This is a genomic window from Bradyrhizobium sp. KBS0727, assembly GCF_005937885.2.
Taxonomy (GTDB): domain Bacteria; phylum Pseudomonadota; class Alphaproteobacteria; order Rhizobiales; family Xanthobacteraceae; genus Bradyrhizobium.
In genome coordinates this window covers 3,542,003-3,564,944 of the sequence record NZ_CP042176.1, presented here as the reverse complement: position 1 = coordinate 3,564,944, position 22,942 = coordinate 3,542,003, and the positions used below count along the sequence as shown (strand labels likewise).

The following is a 22,942-nucleotide window of genomic DNA, read 5'->3' as shown; positions in this document are numbered from 1 at the left end:
CGCTAGTTCGGCACCGGCCGCTTCACCGCCGACGGCGCGTTGGCATTCACGGTGACGCCGCGGAGTTGATTGAAGGCGGCGTTCAGCGCCTTGTCGTCCTTCTCCGACGGAGGGACGTAGGATTGCGAGCCGGTCTGCTCGGCGCCATCGGCGGCCAGATGGCCGCGCATCGACGCCTCACCCTGCAGTTCGGCGCGGCTCTTCAGCTCGTCCGGCACCACCTGAAGCACTTCGAGGTCGGGCGTCACGCCCTGGGCCTGGATCGAACGCCCGGACGGCGTGTAGTAGCGCGCAGTGGTCAGTGCCAGCGCGCCATTGCCTGAGCCCAGCGGAATGATGGTCTGCACCGAGCCCTTGCCGAACGAACGCGTGCCGATCAGCGTGGCACGCTTGTGGTCGTGCAAGGCGCCGGCCACGATCTCGGACGCGGAAGCCGATCCGCCGTTGATCAGCACGACGAGCGGCTTGCCCTTGGTGAGGTCGCCGCCGCGCGCGGTGAAGCGCTGGGTTTCCTCCGGCGTGCGCCCGCGGGTCGAGACCACCTCGCCCCGGTTCATGAAGGTGCTCGACACCGATACCGCCTGATCGAGCAGTCCGCCCGGATTGTTGCGGAGGTCGACGACGTAACCCGCGAGCTTGTCCTGCGGGATTTCCTTTGAAATTTCCGTGATCGCCTTGCGCAGGCCATCGGTGGTCTGCTCGTTGAAGCTGGTGATCCTGATATAGCCGATATCGCCGCCGTCGGTGTGGTAGCGCACCGGCTTCACGCGGATCACTTCGCGCACCAATGCGACGTCGATCGGCGCCTCGGCGTTCTTGCGAACGATCTTCAGCCTGATCTTGCTGTCGGCCGGTCCCTTCATCTTGGCCACGGCCTGGTCGAGCGTGAGGCCCTGAATGGTATCGTCGTCGATCTGGGTAATCACGTCGCCCGACATGATGCCAGCCTTGGCGGCCGGCGTATCGTCGATCGGCGTCACCACCTTGACGAAGCCGTCTTCCATCGTGACCTCGATGCCGAGCCCGCCGAACTCGCCATGCGTGGTCTCCTGCATGTCGCTCCAGCCCTTCGCGTTCATGTAACGCGAATGCGGATCGAGCGAGGAGATCATGCCGTTGATGGCGCCTTCCATCAGCTTGCTGTCGTCGGGCTTCTCGACATAGTCGGAGCGGACCCGCTCGAACACGTCGCCGAACAGATTGAGTTTCGAGTAGGTGCCGGACTCGACCGCAGCCCTGGCCGCGGTCGCCAGTTGCTGGGGTCCGGCAACCAGAAGGGTTAGGCAGACGCCCGTGGCCGTGCCCAGCAGAAAGGTAATGTTCTTGCGCATCACGAGCGGTCCTTTTTGATATCGACAGCCTGGATTCACGCGGTTCACGTGAATCGGCGTCCTGACCCGGCAGGCGGACCACACAACGTCATTTTGGTCGGATCAAGGCCATGACCTTACCGGGTCATTACGGTGGCTTTCGGTGGGCATTGTTCGGGAAGGCTTTTTTGGAATGCCTAGCCTCCAGAATGCATCTTTTCACGTCGCCTTGCCCGACTCCTGAAGCCCGCTCTGCCAGGTCGAGGGCTGGGTTCCAAAACCGCGCTTGGCCCGGGTTCCCAGCCAATAGCCGAACTGCGGCGGCACATGGCGGAAAGGCCCGTCGACGCCGAGCTTCAGGGCGGCATCCATCGGCCAGTTCGGATTGTTGAGGATTTCGCGCCCCACAGCGATCAGGTCGGCCTGCTTGTCGCGCAGTATCTGCTCAGCCTGATCGCCATGGATGATGAGGCCGACCGCCATGGTCATGATATCGGCGTGGCGCTTGACGTATTCCGACAATGGAACCTGGTAGCTGTACTTGATTTCCTTGCCCAGGATCGGGGCCATCTCGGTGATGCCGCCGGATGAGCAGTCGATCACGTCGACGCCCTTGGCCTTGAGGATTTTCGCCAGCCGCGCGCTCTGTTCCGGCCCCCAGCCGGCATTGTCCTCGACCGAGAGGCGGGCGAACAACGGCTTGTGATCGGGCCAGTGCGTCCGCACCGCTTCGGTGATTTCGGTGATGAAGCGCATCCGGTTGGCTTCGGAACCGCCATATTCGTCGCTGCGCTGGTTGGATCGCTCCGATAGGAACTGGTGCACGAGATAGCCGTGAGCGCCGTGCAGCTCCAGCACGTCGAAGCCGGCCTCATGGGCACGGCGCGCCGCGTGGCCCCAGGCCTGCACCAGATCCTTGACCTCGTGGCGTTCCAGCGCCTTCGGCACCGGCCATTTCTCGCTATGGGCGATCGCGCTCGGCGCCACCGGCGACCAGACGTCCCAATCCTCGATCTCAGGGGAACGCTGCAGCGGCCGGTCGCCTTCCCACGGGCGCGTCGCACGCGCCTTGCGGCCGGAATGGCCGAGCTGGATGCCGGCAACCGAGTTCTGCTGCTTGATGAACTTGGCGAGACGGCTGAGCGGCTCGACAAAGGCATCATCCCAGATGCCGAGGTCGCCGACGGTGCCGCAGCCGCGCCGCTCGACCTTGGTCGATTCCACCACCACGAGGCCAGCGCCGCCGGCGGCGAACTTGCCGGCGTTCATCAGGTGCCAGTCGGTCGGAAAGCCCTTCACCGCCGAATACTGGTGCATCGGCGGCACCACGATGCGGTTGCGCAACTCGACGCCGCGGATCGACATCGGGGAAAACAGCAGCGTGTCCGACATTTCGGCGTTTCCTCCTGGCCGGACCCTGATTGTCCGGGCATCGCGCCGGCGGGTCTCTTGGTGTTTCTATTGCTTGGCGGCGCTGTCGGTCTTGGTGTCGTTCTTCGTGTCGTTCTTGGCCTTCGGCTTCGGCGACGCGGTCTTGGTAGCGGCCTTCGGGGGGGAGTTGTCGCCACGCGCGATTCCCCAGGGGTCCGCGCTCTTTTGCTCCGGAATATTGCCCAGCGACCGTTCGTAGGCCTTCTGGGCTTCTTTTTCGGCTGCCTTTTCGCTTGGCGTCTTATCCTTGTCCGTCTCCCCGTATTTTGGAATGCTCTTGCTCTGCGCCGAGGCCGGCAAATCCATGGCGACTGCCAACAACGCGATCAACGCGACCAGGCCCAAAACCCGGCTGAAGACTCGGCTCAAGATTGTCATACGACCACTCCCAAAAACTTTCCCAACGCTTAGCACAGCTCGCGCACCGGCTTAAGCGCTGGATTGCATGACCGGACATTGTGACATAACGGCGAGCCATTGCCCGGACCTGTCCGGTTTTGTAAACGACGGCCATGACCACCCCGCTCACCCAGACCCGGCTTGCCCAAGGATCCGCCGACGTCCTGCTGTTCGATATCGGGCGCGTCGTACTCGACCTCGATTTCAGCAAGGTCATGACCAGCTGGGCCGGTCATGCCGGCTGCACGCCGGCCGAGCTCGCCAACCGCTTTGTCGTCGACGACAGTTTCAAGCACCATGAGGTCGGCAGGATCGACGACGCAGCGTTCTTCCACAACCTGCGCACGTCGCTCGGCATCGGCATCACCGACGACCAGTTTCTCGACGGCTGGAATGCGATCTTCGCCGGCGAGATGCCGGGCATCGCACCGCTGTTGGCAAACGCCGCCAAGCGGATGCCGCTTTACGCCTTCTCCAATACCAATCCGGCCCATGTCGCGCACTTCTTGCAGGCGTATTCCGACGTGCTCGGTCACTTCCGCGAGATATTTCTGTCCTCGACCATCGGCTTGAGAAAACCCGACGCCGCAGCCTATGATCATGTGGTAAAGGCGATCGGCGTGCCGGCGTCGCGAGTTCTGTTCTTCGACGACGTCGCCGCCAACATCGAGGGCGCGCGGGCGCGCGGCCTGGCTGCTGTCCACGTGACATCGACGGATGACGTGGCAAAGGCACTCACCGCACTCGGGATTACCGCACCCGGGACTTGAGTCTGGAATTTGAGGGAGTTTCGCCCGTGGCCTTGATGCCGGTTGCCGACGCGCTTGCCGCCATTCTCGCGGGCGCGGACCCGTTGCCGGAGGAAATGGCCGCGCTCGATACCGCCTGGCATCGCGTGCTGGCGCGCGACGTCGCCGCGCGCCGCACCCAGCCGCCGCAGGCAATGTCGGCGATGGACGGCTATGCGGTCCGCGCGGCCGACGCCGGTAACCTCACCGCGCGGCTGAAGGTGATCGGCGAGGTTGCGGCCGGGCGGCCGTTCGGGCGCAAGGTTGGCGCCGCCGAAGCGGTGCGGATCTTCACCGGCGGTGTCGTCCCCGACGGCGCCGATGCCGTCATCATCCAGGAAGACACCAACGTCCAGGGCGATCACATCACCATCACCGAGACCGCCGTCGCCGGGCGCCACATCCGCCCCGCCGGGGTAGATTTCCGCGAGGGCGACGTCTTGCTGGCGCGCGGCAGCCGCCTCACCGACCGCGATCTGTCGCTCGCCGCCGGCATGAACTATCCGGAGCTTTCGGTGCGCCGCCGCCCGAAGGTCGCGGTACTCGCCACCGGCGACGAGCTGGTGATGCCGGGTGCGACGCCTGGCCCGGGCCAGATCGTTTATTCCAACGGCTACGCCTTGCGCGCGCTGGCGCGGGCCGAGGGCGCCGAGACCATCGACCTCGGGATTGCCGCCGACACGGTGGCCGCTACCACGCAAGGCATCCGCCGCGCCCGCGATTCCGGCGCCGACATCCTGATCACCACGGGCGGGGCTTCGGTCGGCGACCACGACCTGGTCAAGCCGTCGCTGGAGGCCGAGGGCGTCACCATGGCGTTCTGGCGGATCGCGATGCGGCCCGGCAAGCCGATGATGCACGGACGGCTCGGCGGGATGCGGGTGATCGGCCTGCCCGGCAATCCGGTCTCGTCCTATGTCTGCGGGTTCCTGTTTCTGGTGCCGTTGATTCGGGCGCTCTCGGGCCGCAACAGCATCCATCACGCGCGCGAGACCGCCCTGCTCGGCCGCGATCTCGCCGCCAACGACCAGCGCGAAGACTATCTGCGCGCCCGGCTCGAGGAGCGCGCCGACGGCACGCTGACGGCGATGCCCGTCAATCATCAGGATTCCTCGCTGCTTGGAAATCTCGCTGCGGCACGGGCACTTTTGATACGTCCGCCGTTTGCCGCCGCCGCCCCGAAAGGGACGCCTTGCACGTTCTTGCGGCTGCCGGAGTGACGCCCCGAGCGACACCTGCTGCCAAAACCCTGATCGCATTCACCGGAAATTAAGTGGTTGCGGAACACATATCGAACATATAGTGTTCGTTCATGATTTGTTTCGAGAACTAGTGTCTACAAACGAGAGTTTCGGAACTCTCGGCGATCTGGGCCTGAGGTTTCGAAACCGGACGAATACCGCCAACCGGGGGAATGCTCGCGATGCTTACGCGCAAACAGTATGAACTTCTGCGTTTCATCAACGAACGGCTGAAGGAGGCCGGGGTGCCGCCCTCCTTCGACGAAATGAAGGACGCACTCGACCTGCGTTCGAAATCCGGCATCCACCGTCTCATCACCGCATTGGAAGAGCGCGGCTTCATCCGCCGCCTGCCCAACCGCGCCCGGGCCATCGAGGTCATCAAGCTTCCGGAGATTACCGGCGGTGGTAACAACGGCAACGGTCGCCGCGGCTTCACGCCGAGCGTCATCGAGGGCACGCTGGGCAAGGTCCGCGCCACCGGCGCCTCGGCCGCCGAGGATGACGGCAACCGCCCGGTCGCCGTCCCCGTGATGGGCCGGATCGCCGCCGGTACACCGATCGAGGCGCTGCAGACCCGCAGCCACACCATCAGCGTGCCGCCCGACATGCTCGGAAGCGGCGAACATTACGCGCTCGAAGTGCGCGGCGACTCGATGGTCGACGCCGGCATTCTCGACGGCGACATGGCGCTGATCCAGCGCAACGAGACCGCCGACACCGGCGACATCGTGGTGGCCCTGATCGACGAGGAGGAAGCAACCCTGAAGCGCTTCCGCCGCCGCGGCGCCTCGATCGCCCTCGAGCCCGCCAACGCTTCCTACGAGGTCCGCATCCTGCCGCCGAACCGGGTCCGGATTCAGGGCAAGCTGATCGGGCTGTACCGGAAGTACTGATCGGCTCCCGGCAGCCGCCAGCCGCGACATCGAACACAGCCCCGGCCGTCGGCCGGGGTTTTTTGTTGCGCATTTGGAACCAACGCGCGCTAGCGCGTTTGTGATAAAGGCACCGGCGCAGAGTCGCAGAATTGCCCCGAAAGCGGAGGAGACTCAGCGCCAATGTCCACTCTGATAGAGGCCTGTGCCTCCCACAGACACGGGTTAGCTATCTCAATCGAGGGAGCCATCCGATGTGTGACTACAGTCTGCACGCCGTGGCATCGCGCCCCGCCAAGGTCGGAGAGACGCTGATCACCACCACCTTCCGCGGCACGTCGACCCGCGGCTTTGCATCCGAAAACGAACCTGCGGTAGCGGTCTGCATGCTTCCCGGCACCGAGCTCGCCTTCGCGCAGGAGGTCAAATACGATAACCGCTGGATCTGGACGCGCACGCTCGACTGGCGGGTCTGCAAGTTCAACCAGATCGCGCCTGATGTGCCCGATCGTCATCACGACGCGATCGAATTTCCGGACGGAAGCCGTGTGCTGGTGACGCAGCTCTGCGAAGGCCAGCGCGTCAGCGTGCTACAATTGCCGGTGCAACAGCCGGCGGTAGAACGCGCGCCCGCTGCGAGCGAAGTGACATCACCTTCAGCGACATCGATCTTTACCGGCTGATTTCTCGGGACTAGGCTCCGCCGGCAACCGTCGGCGGAGCCCGGTATCGGGGCTGATCATGGTCAACAAGGTCACGTGGCAAAAGGCTGGTCGTGTCACCGAGCCCGGCCGCTACATGTTCCGGTTCGGCTGGCTCACGGTGAGCGCGGACGATCTCGCGATCTGGCAGCAGTTTCCCGATGCGGCGTTTACGCTGGTCAACCTGCCCTCGGAGCCGGATGCGCCGGAGGAATTTCATCTCGGCGCGTTTGAGTTGCCGGCCTCCCCCGTACTCGACGAGCATTGACTTAGCGCCTCACTCTTCCGCCTGCAGGTCGGCGTCCGCCGGCGTCGCATCGACGGCGCGCGGCGACGGCTTGCGCGGCGCCAGCACGGCGCTGTCGGTCTCGCCATCCTCGGCGATCGCCTTGGACCAGGGACGATCGATCCCTCCGGGTTTGACGGCATCGACGACAAATCCGTCGCGGCCGCGCCGCAGCGCCAGCGCGCCCTGCCGGCGCAGGCGCTCGGTGTCGATCGCCGACGCGGCGCAGGCGGCCGGCGACTGCCTTGTGGTCACGATCAGCGCCGCGCGCTCGCAATCATCCGCCAGCGCCTCGGGCCGCAGCGCCCATGCGACCAGCGCGCCACCGGGCGATGCCGTCACGCAGCCGTTGTCGTCGCAGGAGACGCCCTCGCCGAGCGTGGCGTCGTCGGCGGTTCGCGCATCCGCGTCCGCCGCCAGCCACTCCCTGACCAGGAAGGCGTCTTTGGAGCCCTTTGCGGCCTGCATCAAATGCAGCCGGCCGTCCTGGCCGCGCACCCCGACATGGCGGCCATCGGCGGAAATCAGGATGTCGGGTTGCGGCACGCGCGCCGCCCACACCGCCGCGAACAGCATCAGCGCCACGCCGGACCAGCGCAACGGGGTCCGCAACAGGCCAAGCAGGATGATGCCGGCGCTGGCCGCGATCAACGGACCGATGCCGAACGCCGACACCCGGCCGACCGCGCCGGGCAGGCCCGCGACCCATTGCGTGACCCAGATCATCCAGTCGATGCCGAGCCCCATCAGCCACCAGAAAAACCCGTCGAAGCCGAACGGCATCGCCGCGAGGCCGAGCAGCCCCGCCGGCATCACCACTGCCGAGACCACCGGCATCGCCGCAAGATTGGCCAGCACGCCGTAGGGCGTGATGCGGTGAAAGTGAAACGCCGCGTACGGCGTGGTCGCCAGCCCCGCCACCAGCGAGGCCAGCAACAGCACCATGATCTCACGTCCGCCCCACAGCGCCACGCGCGCGGTGGCGGAATGATCTGCCGTCGCGAACAGGCGCGGCATGCCGATCTGCACCAGCGCGACCAAACCTAAGGTCGCCGCAAACGACATCTGAAAACTCGGATGCACCAGGGCTTCCGGCGCGATCGCGAGCACGATCATGGCCGCGACCGCCAGCGTGCGGAAGGTGACGGCGCGGCGGTCGACCATGACCGCGATCAGCACCACCGCGGTCATGAAGAACGAGCGTTGCGTCGCGACCTCGGCGCCCGACAGCAGCAGATAGAAGGCGGCAGCCACCAGTGCCGCCGCCGCCGACCATTTCTTGATCGGATAGGCCGCGGTCAGTGCCGGAAACAGCGCCAGCAGCGCCCGCACCGCAAAGAACACCACGCCGGCGACAACCGCCATGTGGTAGCCCGAGATCGACAGCACGTGGCCGAGGCCGGAGATGAACATCGCATCGTTGACCGGCGTCGTGATCGCGTCGCGGCGCCCGGTCAGAAGCGCGGTCGCGATCGCGCGCCGGTCGCCGTCGAGCACGGTGCGGATCCGCGCATCGATCGCATCGCGTAGATTCTGCATCACCGCCGAATAGCGCAACGCCAGCCCGCCCGCCGCCGGCGGCTCCGCGGTCCTGATCGCTCCCATCGCGAAGCCGGAAGCGCCGATGCCGGAGAAGAACATGTCGCGGCCGAAATCGTAGGAGCCCGGCCGCAATGGCGCCAGCGGCGGCAACAGCCGCGCCTTCAGCGCGACAAAGCTGCCGACCGCGGGCGCGGTCCCCTTCTTTACCGACAGCCGCACGCGTTCCAGTTTGGTTTGCCCGCGCGCGCTTTCCATGGTGACGACCCGCAGCACGAAGCGGTCGGTGCGCTCGCGGATGTCGCGGGTCTCGACGAAGCCCGTCAGCGTCACCGAAAACATCGGCTGTGCCAGCACGCCATGCGCGATCCGCGCGGTCTTCCAGGTAGCTGTCGCAAAGCCTGCCGCCACGGCCGCGATCATCACCGCTGCGGCGAAGAATTTCTGTCGCCGCAACAGCAACGCCAGCGCGCACAGCGCCAGCGCCACGGTGACGGCCACCGGCAGCACCGGCTCGTGATCGGCGGCGAAATAAAACGCGATGCCGGTGCCGAACGCGACCGGCACCCACGGCAGGAGGCGCCCGGCGCCCGCTTCCGCGCGCACCCATTGGCGCAGGGTTTCGATGAACGGCGGCCAGGCGCCGAGAATGGACGGCGCAAATCCGCCAACCGGCGCCGCCGCACGCGGCGGCCACGTCCCGGCATAGCCGCGCCGCCCACCCGGCGTATTGCCCTGCTCCGCCATCCCGCTACCCGCGATGTCCTGCAGGGCGCAAAGCTACCGGAACGTGTCATGACAGCGATAGCAGAACGGATGCAGAAACCTGAGGAAACCAATCCCGACTATCGGTACAATCGGGCACATCGGATTCGGACCGGGATCAAGGGCGAGACATGAAACTTGCGGCCTGCTTTACATTTGCCTTTTCATTGGCCTTGTCATTTCCCTTGGCCATGACCGCCTGCGTTTCCGCAAACGCCGCGGCCGAGCAATGCCGTTTTGTCCAGGAGAAGGTCGAACGGGAGGCGTGCTATCAGCGCCAGGAAGCGGCCCGCGCCGACCGGCAAAAGGCGCAAGCGGCCCGCGAGGCCGAACAATCGAAGCCGCTTGAGCCGATGGCATCGGACGATGTAACGCTCGCCCGCGCCATGCGCGGCATTTGCCGGGGCTGCTAGACGGCCTTTCGGACAACCAGTTGCTAGATCAGCGCGCCCCTGGACGAGACGTGATGGCTGACGATCTTCCAGTCGCCGTCTTCGCGCACGATGACCCAGGTGATCTTGACCGACAGGTTGGTGGCGCCCTCGTCGATCACGAAGTTCGCAATGCCGGCGACGTTGATCACATCGTCCCCGGCGGGCACTACGACGAGATCGGTGAACGTCACCTCGCGCGAGCGCCACTTCTGCAGGCCGTTGAAATACGACGCCACGCCGTCCTGCCCGCGATAGAGCGTCGGCTTCGAGCCGAAGAACAGCGCGTTCTTCGAATAGAGCGAAGCCTGTGCGTCAGCGTCGAACTTGCTGAAATTGTCAGCCCATTTCGCCATGATGCCGGAGACGATGTCGTCGGTCGCGCTCATCGGATGATCCCGTCACACAGGCCTAGCTTTTGGCGACTTCCTTCGCAAAGGTGTCGCGCAGGCCGATGGTGCGGTTGAACACCGGTTTGCCCGGCGCGGAGTCCTTGTCGCGGACGAAATAGCCCTGGCGCTCGAACTGCATCACCTCGTTCGAATTGCTCTCGGCGACCGATGCCTCGACTCGCGCGTCCGACAGCACTTCCAGCGACTGCGGATTGATGTCGGCGGCGAAATTGCCGGCATCCGGGCTCGGCTTCGCGAACAGCTGGCTGTAGACGCGAATCTCGGCCGGCTTCGACTGTGCCGCCGACAGCCAGTGCATCGTGGCCTTGACCTTGCGTCCGTCCGGGGCGTTGCCGCCCTTGGTCGCGGGATCGTAGGTACAGCGCAGCTCGACCACTTCGCCGGCGGCGTTCTTGATCGCTTCCCGGCACCTGATGAAATAGGCGTAGCGCAGCCGCACCTCGTTGCCCGGCGACAGCCGGAAGAACTTCTTCGGCGGATTCTCCATGAAGTCGTCCTGCTCGATATAGAGCTCGCGGCCGAATGAGATTTTTCTGGTGCCCGCCGCCGGGTCGTCGGGATGGTTGATGGCTTCGAGTTCCTCGGTCTGCCCTTCCGGATAGTTCTCGATTACGACCTTGAGCGGCCGCAGCACCGCCATCCGGCGCTGCGAGGTCTTGTTGAGGTGTTCGCGGATGCAGAATTCCAGCATGCCGACGTCGACCACGCTGTTGGCCTTCGCCACGCCGATGCGCTTGATGAATTCGCGCACCGCCGCCGGCGGCACGCCGCGCCGCTTGAGGCCGGTAATCGTCGGCATCCGCGGATCGTCCCAGCCGGAGACGTGACCTTCGCGGACGAGCTGGGTCAGCACGCGCTTCGACAGCAGCGTGTAGGTCAGGTTCAGGCGGGCGAATTCGTACTGCCGCGGCTTCGACGGCACCGGCAGCTTGTCGAGCAGCCACTCATACAGCGGCCGGTGGTCCTCGAATTCCAGCGTGCAGATCGAATGCGTGATGCCTTCGATGGCGTCCGACTGGCCGTGGGCGTAGTCATAGCTCGGATAGATCGACCATTTGGTGCCGGTGCGCGGATGCTCGGCATGCAGGATGCGATAGAGCACGGGATCGCGCAGGTTGATGTTGCCGGACGCCATGTCGATCTTGGCGCGCAGCACCCGAGCGCCGTTCGGAAACTCGCCGGCCTTCATGCGGCGGAACAGATCGAGGTTCTCCTCGACCGTACGTTCGCGGAACGGGCTGTTCTTGCCCGGCTCGGTCAGCGTGCCGCGCGCAAGGCGGATATCCTCCTGCGACTGGTCGTCGACATAGGCATGGCCGGCCGCGATCAGGCCCTCCGCCCAGCCGTAGAGGCGCTCGAAATAGTCCGAGGCGTAGAACAGATCGGTTCCCCAGTCGTAGCCGAGCCAGTGCACGTCGGCCTGGATGGAATCGATGTATTCCTGCTCTTCCTTGGTCGGATTGGTGTCGTCGAAGCGCAAATGGCAACGCCCGGCAAATTCCTGCGCGATGCCGAAATTGAGCCCGATCGACTTGGCGTGGCCGATGTGCAAATAGCCGTTCGGCTCGGGCGGGAACCGGGTCACGATCAGGCTGTGTTTTTTGGAGTCGAGGTCGGCCTGGACGATGTCGCGGATGAAATCGCGCCCCGCCTCTGCCGCTACCGGTTCTGTGGTCATTATTAATTCCTGTTCGGGATCAGCGGCCCTTCTGCCAAATTCGCCCCCATCAGCCAAGCCCGCTTTGCCCAAACCTTGCCCATAGCGAGACTTTAGTTATGCACCGGTCCTGCTATACACCACCGCCTCTCATGCATATGGCCCGCCCCGATAATGACTGATTCCGTCGTCACCCGCTTCGCCCCGTCGCCCACCGGCTTCCTCCACATCGGAGGCGCCCGCACCGCGTTGTTCAACTGGCTCTACGCCAAGAAGCGCGGCGGCAAGATGCTGCTGCGGATCGAGGACACCGATCGCGAGCGTTCGACCGAACCGGCCATTGCCGCGATTCTCGACGGTTTGAAGTGGCTCGAGCTCGATTGGGACGGCGACGTCATCTACCAGTTCAGCCGCGCCATCAGGCACCGCGAGGTCGCCGAGCAACTGCTCGCCAGCGGCAAGGCCTATCGCTGCTATGCGACGGCAGAGGAACTGACCGCGATGCGCGAGAAGGCCCGCGCCGAGGGCCGCACCCGCCTCTATGACGGGCTGTGGCGCGACCGCGACCCGTCCGAGGCGCCTGATGGCATGAAGCCCACCATCCGCCTCAAGGCACCGCAGACCGGCGAGACCGTGATCGAGGACCAGGTGCAGGGCCGCGTGGTCTGGCAGAACGAGAATCTCGACGATCTCGTGCTGCTGCGCGGCGACGGCAACCCGACCTACATGCTGGCGGTGGTGGTCGACGACCACGACATGGGCGTGACCCATGTGATCCGGGGCGACGATCACCTGATCAACGCGGCCCGCCAGAAGCAGATCTACGACGCGCTGGGATGGGACCTGCCGAACATGTCGCATATCCCGCTGATCCACGGCCCCGACGGCGCAAAACTGTCGAAGCGCCACGGTGCGCTCGGCGTCGAGGCCTACCGCGCCATGGGTTACCTGCCGGCGGCGCTGCGCAATTACCTCGTCCGACTCGGCTGGAGCCATGGCGACCAGGAGATTTTCTCGACGCAGGAGATGATCGACGCGTTCGACCTGCCGGCGATCGGCCGGTCCGCCGCGCGGTTCGATTTCGCCAAGCTGGAAAACCTCAACGGCCATTACATCCGCCACGCCGACGACAAGGCGCTGGTGACCCAGTTCGAGAACGTGCTGGACTACGTCCCCGACGGCGCCGAGCTGAAGGCGAAGCTCAACGACACCACCCGCGCGCAATTGCTGCGGGCGATGCCGAGCCTGAAAGAGCGCGCCAAGACGCTGCTCGAACTGATCGCCGGCTCCTATTTCATCTTTGCCGACCGGCCGCTCGAGATCGAGCCGAAGGCCTTAGCCCTGCTGACGCCGGAGACCCGCGCCCTGATCAGCCAACTCCGCACCGCGCTGGAAGCGGTCACCGACTGGAGCGCGCAGACCACCGAAGCCGCCATGCGGAATTTCGCCGAGCAAAACAATCTCAAGCTGGGCGCCGTCGCCCAGCCACTTCGGGTGGCCTTGACCGGACGCACGACTTCACCGGGTATTTTCGATGTTCTGGCGGTGCTGGGACGGGATCAATGCCTGGCTCGGCTTGGCGATCAGGCGGCCGGATAAGCCCCTGCGAAGGACTGATGGCGGGCTGCCAGGGTCCATCTTGCAGTGCACAGGGCAATAAGCTACCCATTTCACGCCGCCTTCTAGACAATCCGGCTCGCCTTGTTATCTGCCTTGAGAATGGCACCCAAGTCGGCCCGGTTTTCGCAACGATTTCATCGGGGACTTCACGATGGACGCAAAATCCAGCAACAAGACTGCAACGCTAACGGTAGGTAACAAGACCTACGATTTTCCGATCCTCAGCGGCACGGTGGGGCCAGATGTCATCGACATCGCCAAGCTCTACAGCCAGGCCGGGATGTTCACCTACGACCCCGGCTTCACCTCGACTGGGAGCTGCCAGTCGAAGATCACCTATATCGACGGTGACGCAGGCATTCTGGAATACCGTGGCTATCCGATCGAGCAGCTCGCCGAAAAGGGCGACTTCCTCGAGACCTGCTACCTGTTGCTTTACGGGGAACTCCCGACCGCCGCCCAGAAGCAGGATTTCGACAGCCGCGTGATCCATCACACCATGGTTCACGAGCAGATGGCCCGCTTCTTCCAGGGCTTCCGCCGCGACGCCCATCCGATGGCGATCATGGTCGCCGCAGTCGGCGCACTGGCCGCGTTCTACCATGACTCCACCGACATCAACGATCCGAAGCAGCGCATGATCGCCTCGATGCGCATGATCGCGAAGGTGCCGACGCTGGCCGCGATGGCCTTCAAATACACCATCGGCCAGCCCTTCATGTACCCGAAGAACTCGCTCACCTTTGCCGAGAACTTCCTGCACATGTGCTTCGCGGTGCCTTGCGAGGACTACAAGATCAATCCGGTGCTGGCTGACGCGCTCGACAAGATCTTCATCCTGCACGCCGACCACGAACAAAACGCATCGACCTCGACGGTGCGGATCGCCGGCTCCTCCGGCGCCAACCCCTTCGCCTGCATCGCCGCCGGCATCGCCTGCCTGTGGGGCCCGGCGCATGGCGGCGCCAACGAAGCCGCTCTGGCAATGCTGGCCGACATCGGCACGGTCGACAATATCCCGGAATTCATCGCCAAGGTGAAGGACAAGAACAGCGAAGTCCGCCTGATGGGCTTCGGACATCGCGTCTACAAGAACTACGATCCGCGCGCCAAGATCATGCAGAAGATGTGTCACGCCGTGCTGGCCGAAACCGGCCATGGCGACGACCCGATGCTGAAGGTGGCGCTGGAACTGGAAAAGATCGCGCTGAGCGATCCCTACTTCATCGACCGCAAGCTCTACCCGAACGTCGACTTCTATTCGGGCATCACGCTGAAGGCGATGGGTTTCCCGACCTCGATGTTCACCGTGCTGTTCGCGGTCGCCCGCACCGTCGGCTGGATCAGCCAGTGGAGCGAGATGATCGAGGATCCGCAGCAGAAGATCGGCCGTCCGCGCCAGCTTTACACCGGCGTCGCTCGCCGCGATTACGTCGAGATCCCCAAGCGGAAGTAAGGGCGTCACGCAGACGAGATTTTGAAAGCCGGATGCGCTCGTCGCGTCCGGCTTTCGTGTTTGATCCGCTACGGCCGCGACCTCCGCATCGTCGCCAGCACAATGTCGGCGGCGCGCACGCTGGGCGGCGCGTTGCCGGTCGACATGATCCGGTCGATTTTGGCAAAAGCCTCGAGCTGCTTCCGCCGCAGCGCTGAATCGCCAAGCAAGTCGCGCACTGCCGCAGCGAGCTTTTCGGGCGTGCAGTCTTCCTGCAGGAATTCGGGCACGACGTTCTCGCCGACGACGAGATTGGCCAGGATCACCGAATTCACCTTGATCGCCCGCCGCAAAATCCAGGCCTCGATCGCGCCGGTCCGGTAGGCGGTGACCATCGGCACGCCCGATAGCGCCAGCTCGAGCGTCACCGTGCCGGACTTCGCCAGCGCCGCATGCGCGATCCGGAACGCCGCCCGCTTCTCCTGCTCGCCGACCACGACGCGGGGTTGCACCGGCCAGCCCTTGATGCCCTCGGCAACCGCCTCCTGCAGATGCGGCATGGTCGCCAGCACGGGTTCGAACGCCACGCCCTGCTCTACCAGCCGTCCGAGCGTCGCGCCGAAGTAGGCCATGTGGTGACGAATTTCGCTGCGGCGGCTTCCCGGCAACACCAGCAGCACCGGCGGTTGCTCGTCGCGCCGCTTCGCCTCCTCGGCATTCGGCCGCAGCGAGGCCAATTGCTCGGTCAGGGGATGCCCGACATAGCTGCAAGGCGGCCCCTGAAGCCTGCGATAGGCCTCGGGCTCGAACGGCAGCAGGGCCAGCACATGATCGATATAGGTCCGCATCGCCCGTGCCCGGCCCGGCCGCCAAGCCCAGACCGAAGGCGAGACGTAATCGACGATCGGGATCCTGGCATCGCGGGCGCGAACGCGCCGGGCGACGCGGTGGGTAAAGTCGGGACTATCGATGATGACGAGGATATCCGGCGCGGCCTCGGTCACGGCGGCGGCGGTTTGCCGGATCAGCCGCAGGATCTTCGGCAGTTGCTTGGCGACGGCGGCGAGCCCGATGATCGAGAGCTCCTCGATCGGAAACAGCGAATCCAGGCCTTCGCCCGCCATCGCGCGGCCGCCGACCCCCTCGAACCGCACCGCGCCGCCAAGCCGCTGGCGCAGGATCTTCATCAGGTGGGCGCCGAGACGGTCGCCGGATTCCTCCGTCGCGATCAGGAAGACCTTCCGCCCGGTCTCGGCGGTCGCGCGTCCCGGCGTCACGCGGGCAGGCCCTGGATGAAAAGGCCGGCCTTGTCGGCGACCGCGATCATTTCCTGCGATTCCGCGGCAATGGTATTGCCGGCGATGACGGCCATGCCGGCGAGACCCGCTTTGGCCACGCCTTCGACGGTTGTGGGACCCACCGTCGGCAAATCGAAGCGCAGATCCTGGCCGCTCTTGGGCGCCTTCACCAGCACGCCACGGCCACGGCTGGCGCGGATGCGTCCGGCTTCGCGCAGCCGCGCCACGCGCGCCAGCAGGCCATCCGTGCCTTCGATATCCTCGACCGCCACCACGTGCCCGTCGATTACAACGACGGCCTGGCCGATGTCGAAGGGACCGAGGGCGCGGAGCACCTCGCGTCCCCTTTCAATGTCGGCGGTGGCCGCCGGATCGGGCGTTGCGCGGGCAATGGCGCCCTCCGGCATCAGAATATCGGGGGCGACGTCCCTGATGCCGACCATCCGAAAACCATCCTGTTCGAAGATGCGGCCGATCCCCGACAACAGGTGATCGTCGCCGCCGCGAAACGCCGACATGATGTGGCCGATGCGGCGGACGGTGCCGAGGTCCAGCCTGATCTCCGACAGCGCCGGCCGCAGCAGCGAGCCGATGAAGATCAGGTCGCGGCAGCCCTCGCTGCGAAACAGTTTTATGGCGCGGCCGAGTTGTCCTACCGAAATCCAGTGATGCCGGAAGCGTTCCACGGCTACGGGATCGCAGGCGCCGCGCAAGGCAAACAAGACAGGCGCGATGCCGCGCTTTTGCAGCGAGTCCGCGACCGCGAACGGCATGGCGCCTCCGCCTGCAATGACGCCGACCGGCGAAGAAATTTCCGGGGCCGCTGACGTCATGGCTGCGGCGATCCCATCATCAATGCTTGTTGCCGTCGTCGGCCGGAAGACAGAGCGCGCGATGCTTGCCCTCGCCGATAAAGGCGAGGATTTCCGCGATCGCAGGATCCTCTGCGGCCTGCGGCTGCACCGAGGTCAGACGCTCGGCGAAGATACCGGGGCCGTGAAACAGCTTTTGATAGAACGACCGCACCTTGGCAAGGCGCTCCTTGGTGAACTTGCGGCGCTTCATGCCGATGATGTTGAGGCCTTCGAGGCTCGCATACTGGCCGTTGACGAGCCCGAACGGAATGATGTCGCCGCGCACGCCGCAGACGCCGCCGACCATCACCTGCGGCCCGATCCGCGTGAACTGATGCACCGCCGACAGCCCGCCGATGAAGACGAAGTCGCCGATCTCGCAGTGACCGCCCAACGTCGCCGAGGTCGCGAAGATCACGTCATTGCCGACCTGGCAATCATGCCCGACATGGCTGCAGTTCATGAAGTAGCCGCGCTCCCCGACCCGCGTCACGCCGCCGCCGGCCACCGTGCCCGCATTCATGGTGACGGATTCGCGGATGGTGCAGCCGGCACCGATCTCGAGCCGGGTCAGTTCGCCGCGATAGCCCAGGCTTTGCGGCGGGGTACCGAGCGAGGCGAACGGATAGATGATGCAGCCGTCGCCGATGGTGGTCTGCGCGGTGATATGAACATGCGCGATCAGCCGGCAGTTCGCGCCGATGACGACGTTGGGTCCGATGATGCAATAGGGACCGACCGAGGTGCCCTCGCCGATCACGGCGCCAGCTTCAATCCGCGCGGTGGGATCGATCATGCTCATTAACCAAAAGTCCGCTCAAGCGAGTAAGGGTCCGGGGAATATGCCGTATTTTCCGCTGGTTAGCGTGACATTCCGACGCTGTCCAGTGACGTATGGTTACGCCGTGTTGCGAAGCCGCCTTGAATGCGCACCGATCGGCATCAGCAGCCGAGAAGAAAAAGCACACCGCACCACCCTCGCCACCTCGGCAAAATCGATCGTCAACATCGAAGCCGAAGCAGCACTTCAGTAAGAGAATGTTAAGCGGGCATGGGAGCGTGAAAACACACCCCCTGTTCGTTCCAGGAGAACAAAATCAGATTTGACCGGAGTCCGGTGCTGATCGAATCGGAGTCAGGGCTCCTTTTTCGTTTTGACGCGTTTTGCTGACGCGGACCGGCACCGCTTCGCTCGAAAACGCGGTAGGCTGGCACGAAATTCGGTGTCGATATTCGCGCAGCATCATGATCCGGGCGGCAACGAGCTTTATCCTGCTTCTGTTAACCGCGCCGGTCGGCACGGAGGCGGTGGACGTGCGCGATAGCGGCCCGGTCGATCTCGCAACATTCGAGTGCCGCGATATCAACCGCAGCACCATCATCCAGCGCGTCTGCTACGATCGCGCGCAACGCGCCATGATCGTCGGCATCAAGGGCGGCTACGATCGATTTTGCGAACTTCCGCCTGAAACATTCGACGGCTTCATGACAGCTCCGTCGATGGGCCAGTTCTTCAATCAGAACTTGAGCGGATCGGCACCGGACCGACGTTATGACTGCCGGACAAAGCGGCCTCCGGGCCGCTAGCGTTCGCGCGCGCCTGTTTAGTCCGTCAGCATCGCGCCGACGTCGGCCTCGGCGACGACGGTGCCTTCCACCTTGGCATCGCCGTGAAACCACCACATGCTCTTGCGGCGGCCGATCGAGCGCATGTGGTACTCGACGGTGTCGCCTGGCATCACGGGCTTGCGAAACTTGCACTTGTCGATGGTGAGGAAATAAACCGCGCGCGGCTTCTCGGTGCCCTCGACCGATTTGATGCCGATGACGCCGGCGGTCTGCGCCATCGCCTCGATCATCATCACGCCGGGATAGACCGGCCGTTCCGGAAAATGCCCGAGAAACGGCGGCTCGTTGAAGGTGACGTTCTTGATGCCGATACCGCTGTAATCGGTCCGGATATTCTTCACCCGGTCGATCAGCAGCATCGGATAACGGTGCGGCAGCGTCTTGAGGATCTCGTTGATGTCCACGAGCTCAAACCTGACCGGTGCCTCCTCCATCATTCCCGTCCCTCGTCCTTCGTGTCGGCCGTGGCGTCGCGCACCAGCCGCTCCACCGCAATGATCTCCCTAAACCATTGTTTGGTCGGTTTGGCAAAGTGGCCGCCCCAGCGACCGTTGGGCGGGATGTCGTCCTTGACCGCGCTCATCGCGGTAACCTGGGCGCCGTCGCCGATCTTGAGGTGGTTGTTGATGCCCACCTTGGCACCGAGCGCGACGTTGTCGCCGATCGTCAGGCTGCCTGCGAGCCCGATCTGGGCCGCCAGCAGGCAGTGCCTGCCGATGGTGACATTGTGGCCGATCTGGACCTGATTGTCGATTTTGGTGCCCTCGCCGATCACGGTATCGCGCAGGCTGCCGCGGTCGATGCTGGTGCCGGCGCCGACCTCGACATTGTTCTGGATCAGGACGCGGCCGGTCTGCGGCACCTTCTGATGGCCGTCGGGACCGAAGAAAATGAAGCCGAAGCCGTCCTGTCCGATGTTGCAGCCAGGATGGATCAGGACGTTATTGCCGATCAGTGCAAACTGGATCGCGGTACGCGCGCCGACATTGCAATCCCGGCCGATTCTCACATCGGCGCCGATCACGGCGCCCGCGCCGATCACGGTGCCGGCGCCGATCTCGACCCGCGGGCCGATCACGGCCAGCGGATCGACAATCACGCCGTCTTCCAAATGGGCCGACGCGTCGATGATGGCTGACGGCGCGATGCCGTCATTGTCGAACCAGGTCTGCGGCCGCAGCGCGTCGGCGTGCCATTCGCGCGCGAGGTTGACGAAGGCGCGGAACGGTTGCGCGGCCCGCAGCACCGCGACATGGGCCGGCACCCTGGCTTCGAAACGCGGGCTGACCAGGCAGGCACCGGCCTTGGTGGCTGCGAGCTGATCGACATATTTGAGGTTGTCGAAGAACGCCAGATGCATGGGGCCGGCTTCGTCCAGCGAAGCCAGTCCCTTGATCTTCCGGTCGCCCAGCGCAGGGTCAACCAATACCGCCTTCGTCAGCGCGGCAATCTCGGCCAGCGTCGACGAAGGGGGTTGTTTGAAGAATATCGGCTGCGCCATTCCACCCGTCGCAGTCCGGCCGGTAATCGGAGTTAGAACGATGTTCCGCCGCCAAACTTGAATTGCTGCACGCGGTCAAACTGACCCTTGGTAAGCGGCACCGCGTAGTCGAAGCGCAGCGGACCGAACGGCGAGGCCCAGATCAGGCCGACGCCCACCGAGGTGCGGACCACGTTGCCGCTGTCATACTGGAGACCGAGACAGGTACCCGCGTCGGTCGGCGAGAGCGTCCGCGCCGGCCGGCAGCCCGGGGTATTGACTTCACCGGTCTGCGCCCACGCCGTCGGGCCCTTGTAGTCATACAGTCCGCCGGCGTCGGCATAGACCGAGCCTTTGAGCCCGACTTCCTTCGGCAGGAACCAGAACGGCATCTGCAACTCCGCCGACACGCCCCAGTATTTGGTGCCGCCGAGCGCATCACCCGTCCCGAAGGGATTGATATCGCGCGGACCGATACCGTTCGGGGCAAAGCCGCGGACGAGGTTCGGGCCCATCTGGAAGTGATCGAGCATCCGCAGTTCGGTGTTGCCGAACTGGTTGAGCATGCCGGCCTGGAGGTGGATCAAGCCGACGACGTCGGCAACCAGCGGCGTGTAGTACTTCGCGTCGATCGCCGACTTGATGTACTTCACGTCGCCGCCGAGGCCGGCAAAGTCCTGCTTCCAGTCGATCAACAGACCGTCGGTCGGGTTCTTGTTGTTGTCGAGCGTGTTGTAGTTCAGCGAGTAACCGACCGACGAGGTCAGGGTCTTGCCGCTCTGCAGTTCCTTGCGGACCGGCAGCGACGCTTCGCCATCGCTGTAGCACCACAGGCCCGCGCCCGAAGTGTCGGTGGCGGTCTGGCCCCCTGCTGATGCGGTGCCTCCGTTAGGAATTCCGTTCAAGTTCGCATAGGCCGGCGACGGATTGAAGGCGAGCAGGCCGTTGTTCGGATTGTTGTTACAGTTTGCGAGATTGCTCGGCAGCTGGATTTGCTGCGAGTAGATCGAATAGCGCAGTTGCAAAGCGAGATCTTCGCGCAGGCTGAAGCCGAGCCGCGGGCTGAAGCCCAGCGTCTTGGTGCCGTAGGCGATGTAGCTGTTGGCGAGTTGCTGGCGCTGGAACAGATCGAGGCCGAGGGCGACGCGGTAATCCAGCAGATAGGGGTCGACGAACGACAGCGCATAGCCGCGCGCATACTGGCCGTAGGTTACCGATGCCTTGGCAAACAGGCCGCGGCCGAGGAAGTTGCGTTCGGAAATACTGACTTCGGCGAGCGCACCGTCGGTCGTGGAATAGCCGCCCGATACCGAGAAGTCGCCGGTCGACTTTTCTTCCAGGTCGACGATCAGGATGATGCGATCGGTCGACGAGCCGGGCTCGGTCACGATCTTCACGCTCTTGAAGAAGTCGAGATTCTTCAGCCTGCGCTCGGCGCGATCGACCAGCGCGCGGTTGTAGGCGTCGCCTTCGGAAAGGTCGAATTCGCGGCGAATCACGTAGTCGCGGGTGCGGGTATTGCCGCGAATATTGATGCGCTCGATATAGGTACGCGGGCCTTCGTCGATGGAGAACACGATCGAGACGGTGTGCTGCTCGAAATTGCGGTCGCCGCGCGGGCGCACCACTGCGAACGCATAGCCGCGCCGCGAGGCTTCGATCTGCATCTCCTCGACCGATTTTTCCAGCGCTTCGGCGTTGTAAAGCGAGCCGACGCTAACGCGGCTGAAGCCGCGCATCGAGGTCGCATCGAGCGTACCGATGCTGGTCTGGAAATCGACGGAAGCGACGCGGTACTGCTGGCCTTCCTCGATCTTGAAGGTAACGAGGAAGCCCTTCCTTTCCGGATCGTATTCGGTCAGCGCGGCCACCACCTGCACGTCGGCAAAGCCGTGCTTGAGATAGAAGCGGCGAATCAGGTCGCGATCGGCCTCGACCCGGTCGGGATCGTAGACGTCGGCGCCGCCGAGGAAGCTCAGCAGGTTGGATTCGTGCGTCTTGATGATGTCCTTGAGGCGATAGGCCGAATAGGCCACGTTGCCGATGAATTCGATCGATTTGACGCCGGTCTTGCCGCCTTCGTTGATCGTGAAGATGAGATCGACGCGGTTATTGGGCTGCTCGATGATTTCAGGCGTGACGCGCACGTCATAGCGGCCCGAACGCCGGTAGATTTCGGCGATACGCTGGGCATCCGACTGAACCGTCGGCCGCGAAAACGTGCCGCGCGGCTTGGACTGGATTTCCGCCGAAAGCTGCTCGTCCTTGACCTTCTTGTTGCCTTCGAAAGCGATGCGCCCGATCACGGCGTTTTCGACCACGACCACCACGATCCGGCCGCCGGCCTGGTTGATCCTGACGTCCTGGAACAGGCCGGTCTCGATCAGCGCCTTCAGGCCATCGTCGATCTCGGCCTGGGTCAGCCGGCCACCGGGGCCCGGCTTGAAATAGGATCTGATAGTTTCGACCTCGACCCGCCGGTTCCCCTCGACGGTGATCGACGCCACGCTCTGGGCCGCAGCCGGCGCAGACACCAGCACGCCTGTCAGCGTCGCTGCCGCCGGCACGGCGAACATGATCAGGGTGGCCAACAAGGCCCCCCGCACTCGCATTCCAAACATCATGCGCAACGCGCCCTTGTCATTCCGTGCCGGCCCGCACCCCTACGAACCGGCAGATTCCCATTTGCTGCACTGCTTGTAGCTAATTTCACCGGAGCGGCAAACGGGGCATCGCCGTACGATTCCATTTTCATTCCAAGACGTTGCCGATGGGCAACGTCACAAAAAA

General features: G+C 64.4%; 22 protein-coding genes. 10 read left to right on the top strand and 12 right to left on the bottom strand.

All coding sequences use genetic code 11. The features are described 5' to 3' along the window. Positions 1-2: 2 nt before the first annotated feature. From FFI89_RS16445 to FFI89_RS16435, 3 genes are all read right to left on the bottom strand, one after another. Complete coding sequence (locus FFI89_RS16445) at positions 3-1,331, bottom strand: S41 family peptidase (protein ID WP_138838263.1); 1,329 nt, start codon at positions 1,329-1,331, stop codon at positions 3-5. Between the two features lie 198 nt (positions 1,332-1,529). Next, positions 1,530-2,702, bottom strand: coding sequence for an NADH:flavin oxidoreductase/NADH oxidase (locus FFI89_RS16440; protein WP_138838261.1), 1,173 nt, complete (start codon positions 2,700-2,702; stop codon positions 1,530-1,532). A gap of 66 nt (positions 2,703-2,768) precedes the next feature. Next, entirely contained in the window at positions 2,769-3,119 is a 351-nt protein-coding gene (locus tag FFI89_RS16435; RefSeq protein ID WP_246669474.1) for a hypothetical protein, read from the bottom strand. Positions 3,120-3,253: 134 nt separating this feature from the next. On the opposite strand from FFI89_RS16435, the gene FFI89_RS16430 reads away from it, so the two are divergent. From FFI89_RS16430 to FFI89_RS16410, 5 genes are all read left to right on the top strand, one after another. Continuing rightward, the gene (locus FFI89_RS16430) at positions 3,254-3,910 is read left to right on the top strand and encodes an HAD-IA family hydrolase (RefSeq protein WP_138838259.1); all 657 of its coding nucleotides are present in this window, start codon (positions 3,254-3,256) and stop codon (positions 3,908-3,910) included. 26 nt (positions 3,911-3,936) lie between these two features. Continuing rightward, a complete protein-coding gene (gene glp, locus FFI89_RS16425) occupies positions 3,937-5,148 on the top strand; it encodes a gephyrin-like molybdotransferase Glp (protein ID WP_138838257.1) in 1,212 nt (403 codons plus the stop codon). Positions 5,149-5,351: 203 nt separating this feature from the next. Then, positions 5,352-6,065 carry a transcriptional repressor LexA gene (gene lexA, locus FFI89_RS16420; RefSeq protein WP_138838255.1) on the top strand — a complete coding sequence of 238 codons (714 nt, stop codon included), beginning with the start codon at positions 5,352-5,354 and terminating at the stop codon, positions 6,063-6,065. 233 nt (positions 6,066-6,298) lie between these two features. Beyond that, positions 6,299-6,727, top strand: coding sequence for a hypothetical protein (locus tag FFI89_RS16415; protein ID WP_138838253.1), 429 nt, complete (start codon positions 6,299-6,301; stop codon positions 6,725-6,727). A gap of 58 nt (positions 6,728-6,785) precedes the next feature. Beyond that, positions 6,786-7,013, top strand: coding sequence for a hypothetical protein (locus FFI89_RS16410; protein WP_138838251.1), 228 nt, complete (start codon positions 6,786-6,788; stop codon positions 7,011-7,013). Between the two features lie 9 nt (positions 7,014-7,022). On the opposite strand, the gene FFI89_RS16405 is transcribed toward FFI89_RS16410, so the two are convergent. Continuing rightward, positions 7,023-9,317: a ComEC/Rec2 family competence protein gene (locus tag FFI89_RS16405; RefSeq protein ID WP_138838249.1), complete on the bottom strand. Its 2,295-nt coding sequence runs from the start codon at positions 9,315-9,317 to the stop codon at positions 7,023-7,025. Between the two features lie 149 nt (positions 9,318-9,466). Here FFI89_RS16405 and FFI89_RS16400 point away from each other — a divergent pair, with 149 nt between their 5' ends. After that, the gene (locus tag FFI89_RS16400) at positions 9,467-9,748 is read left to right on the top strand and encodes a hypothetical protein (protein WP_210249127.1); all 282 of its coding nucleotides are present in this window, start codon (positions 9,467-9,469) and stop codon (positions 9,746-9,748) included. A gap of 23 nt (positions 9,749-9,771) precedes the next feature. Here the strand turns inward: FFI89_RS16400 and FFI89_RS16395 are convergent, their stop codons facing one another. Both FFI89_RS16395 and FFI89_RS16390 read right to left on the bottom strand, forming a co-directional pair. After that, on the bottom strand, positions 9,772-10,155 hold the full coding sequence (locus FFI89_RS16395; protein WP_138838245.1) for a nuclear transport factor 2 family protein: 384 nt from the start codon (positions 10,153-10,155) through the stop codon (positions 9,772-9,774). A 22-nt stretch (positions 10,156-10,177) separates the two neighbouring features. Further along, on the bottom strand, positions 10,178-11,857 hold the full coding sequence (locus FFI89_RS16390; RefSeq protein ID WP_138838243.1) for a glutamine--tRNA ligase/YqeY domain fusion protein: 1,680 nt from the start codon (positions 11,855-11,857) through the stop codon (positions 10,178-10,180). A gap of 153 nt (positions 11,858-12,010) precedes the next feature. On the opposite strand from FFI89_RS16390, the gene gltX reads away from it, so the two are divergent. Both gltX and gltA read left to right on the top strand, forming a co-directional pair. Beyond that, entirely contained in the window at positions 12,011-13,435 is a 1,425-nt protein-coding gene (gltX, locus tag FFI89_RS16385) for a glutamate--tRNA ligase (protein ID WP_138838241.1), read from the top strand. Positions 13,436-13,607: 172 nt separating this feature from the next. Continuing rightward, a complete protein-coding gene (gene gltA, locus FFI89_RS16380; RefSeq protein ID WP_138838239.1) occupies positions 13,608-14,912 on the top strand; it encodes a citrate synthase in 1,305 nt (434 codons plus the stop codon). 68 nt (positions 14,913-14,980) lie between these two features. Here gltA and lpxB read toward each other — a convergent pair whose 3' ends face one another. Genes lpxB through lpxA form a run of 3 tightly spaced genes read right to left on the bottom strand, consistent with a single transcriptional unit; the run spans position 14,981 to position 17,845 of the window. Then, on the bottom strand, positions 14,981-16,168 hold the full coding sequence (gene lpxB, locus FFI89_RS16375) for a lipid-A-disaccharide synthase (RefSeq protein ID WP_138838237.1): 1,188 nt from the start codon (positions 16,166-16,168) through the stop codon (positions 14,981-14,983). Then, complete coding sequence (locus FFI89_RS16370; RefSeq protein ID WP_168212909.1) at positions 16,165-17,022, bottom strand: LpxI family protein; 858 nt, start codon at positions 17,020-17,022, stop codon at positions 16,165-16,167. The genes lpxB and FFI89_RS16370 overlap by 4 nt, the downstream gene beginning before the upstream one ends. Before the next feature lie 19 nt (positions 17,023-17,041). After that, positions 17,042-17,845: an acyl-ACP--UDP-N-acetylglucosamine O-acyltransferase gene (gene lpxA, locus FFI89_RS16365; protein ID WP_138838233.1), complete on the bottom strand. Its 804-nt coding sequence runs from the start codon at positions 17,843-17,845 to the stop codon at positions 17,042-17,044. On the opposite strand from lpxA, the gene FFI89_RS16360 reads away from it, so the two are divergent. Both FFI89_RS16360 and FFI89_RS16355 read left to right on the top strand, forming a co-directional pair. After that, positions 17,838-18,077, top strand: a complete 240-nt coding sequence (locus FFI89_RS16360) for a hypothetical protein (protein ID WP_138838231.1) — start codon at positions 17,838-17,840, stop codon at positions 18,075-18,077. The two genes, lpxA and FFI89_RS16360, sit on opposite strands and share 8 nt — an antisense overlap. Before the next feature lie 211 nt (positions 18,078-18,288). Further along, positions 18,289-18,630, top strand: coding sequence for a KTSC domain-containing protein (locus tag FFI89_RS16355; protein ID WP_138838229.1), 342 nt, complete (start codon positions 18,289-18,291; stop codon positions 18,628-18,630). Between the two features lie 17 nt (positions 18,631-18,647). Here the strand turns inward: FFI89_RS16355 and fabZ are convergent, their stop codons facing one another. The 3 genes from fabZ to bamA are packed head-to-tail and all read right to left on the bottom strand — an operon-like array spanning position 18,648 to position 22,776. Further along, positions 18,648-19,109, bottom strand: coding sequence for a 3-hydroxyacyl-ACP dehydratase FabZ (gene fabZ / locus FFI89_RS16350; RefSeq protein WP_138838227.1), 462 nt, complete (start codon positions 19,107-19,109; stop codon positions 18,648-18,650). Then, the gene (gene lpxD, locus FFI89_RS16345) at positions 19,106-20,173 is read right to left on the bottom strand and encodes a UDP-3-O-(3-hydroxymyristoyl)glucosamine N-acyltransferase (RefSeq protein ID WP_138838225.1); all 1,068 of its coding nucleotides are present in this window, start codon (positions 20,171-20,173) and stop codon (positions 19,106-19,108) included. Before lpxD ends, fabZ begins: the two co-directional genes overlap by 4 nt. Positions 20,174-20,205: 32 nt before the next feature. Further along, positions 20,206-22,776: an outer membrane protein assembly factor BamA gene (gene bamA / locus FFI89_RS16340; RefSeq protein WP_138838223.1), complete on the bottom strand. Its 2,571-nt coding sequence runs from the start codon at positions 22,774-22,776 to the stop codon at positions 20,206-20,208. Positions 22,777-22,942 lie beyond the last annotated feature (166 nt).